This is a genomic window from Endozoicomonas sp. ALB091, from assembly GCF_049310265.1.
Taxonomy (GTDB): domain Bacteria; phylum Pseudomonadota; class Gammaproteobacteria; order Pseudomonadales; family Endozoicomonadaceae; genus Endozoicomonas.
In genome coordinates this window covers 1-1626 of record NZ_JBLYNQ010000011.1, presented here as the reverse complement: position 1 = coordinate 1626, position 1626 = coordinate 1, and the positions used below count along the sequence as shown (strand labels likewise).

1 protein-coding gene is annotated in these 1626 nt (G+C 42.4%); it reads left to right on the top strand.

Translation table 11 applies throughout. The features are described from left to right. Positions 1-124: 124 nt before the first annotated feature. Positions 125-1480 (top strand): transposase, encoded by a 1356-nt coding sequence (locus ACO6UX_RS23400; RefSeq protein WP_422444684.1) that lies wholly within the window; start codon positions 125-127, stop codon positions 1478-1480. Positions 1481-1626: the final 146 nt, after the last annotated feature.

Below are 1626 nucleotides of genomic sequence, written 5' to 3'. Positions count from 1 at the left end.
AGTAATTCCCGATGAATCCTGAAGCACTACAGCCACGAGAGATACAGAAGAGGTAAAAAAATCATGCCCGCACAATTCTTCGACTAAAATTGCATATTACTCAATCATTGTCGTCGAGTCAGTCATGGGTACGGCTATTCAGAAAAATGTCAGGCAATTCAGTGCTTCTTACTTGATAAAAAAGGTATCAGAATGCTTCGACAGCATTCCAGATCATCGTCCAAATAAATGCGTGATACCCTTTCCTAACTTTCTGAAATCTGCTTTTGCGATGATGCATCAAAAGTTCGATTCACTATTAGGGTTTGATGAAGAGCGGCTTGATGAAATCTGCTGTCATAATCTTGAAAAGCTCTATCACGTAAAAGATGGCAAAGTTCCCTCCGATACCAGAATGAGAGAGGTTGTTGACCCGGTTAATCCACTCGGGTTGAAGACGCCGTTTAAAGAATTGTTTTCTGTCGTTCAGCGCAATGGTGCTCTGCAAGCTTATGCATTCGAATGTGGCAAGTTGAAAGATCTTTATCTGCTTCCTATTGATGGTACGGGTCTCTTTTATTCGGGAACCTGCCGCTGTGATGACTGCTGCATTAAAAACGAGGGCAAAAAAAGTGAAACCTTTTACCACAATATTATGGGGGGCTGTATTGTCCACCCTTCCAGAAAAACCGTCATTCCTTTAGCGCCGGAAGCAATTTGCCGACAGGATGGTTCCACAAAAAATGATTGTGAAAAAGCGGCAATAAGACGTTTTCTGGCGCAGACAAAACATGACCATCCACGCCTGAAACTGGTGATTCTTCTGGATGGTCTATATGCGGACAACCCTACCATTGCTCTGATCAGAGAGCATGGCTGGCACTATATTATCGTGGCCAAAGATGGTAACCATGTGTCGCTTATTGAGGCCATGAATGCCCTTTATGACGAAGGCCAGGTTCATCACCACAAAATCGTTGATGAGAAAAATAACACGACTCATAAATTCCGCTACGCCAATAACGTCCCCCTCAATCTTCAGGATGAAACAGAGCGGGTTAATGTTCTGGATTACATTGAAATCGACAAAAAAGGGATCCAGCATGTCTGGTGCTGGGTAACTGATCTTGAATTAACCGATGATACCGTTGAATCCGTGATGCGAGGAGGCCGTTGTAGATGGCGCATTGAAAATGAAACGTTTAATACCCTGAAAAATCAAGGCTATCAACTTGAACACAATTACGGTCATGGCGAAAAACATCTGGCTACGAATTTCGCCTACCTTACTTTTCTCGCATTCCTGGTTGATCAGATTCAGGAATTTTCTTGTCCAAAATTTCAGCAGGCTTTAAATAAACCAAAGAAGCCTACACGAAAGCGATTATGGAGGAAAATCACCAGCTTCTTTCTCACGTTAATGATTGATAGCTGGGACAGTTTGTTTAAAGCCATTGCCCATGGTGCTAAAGCACAAAAGATAGCTTTTGACACATCATGATTTGGCAAGATAGCCAGAATTTTTCAGGGTGATGATAGTTATTTTTCTTAGCAGCGAAAGTTGAGGGTTCTCTTGTGTTTTCAGAAATTATGAGTATGTCAGTTTTCTGGTTGTGGCAGCTGACGTGTATTCATCGGGAGTAGCTG

Coding starts and splice junctions, on each gene's coding strand:
- ACO6UX_RS23400 (WP_422444684.1), top strand. CDS start 125: ATGGGTACGGCTATTCAGAAAAATGTCAGGCAATTCAGTGCTTCTTAC.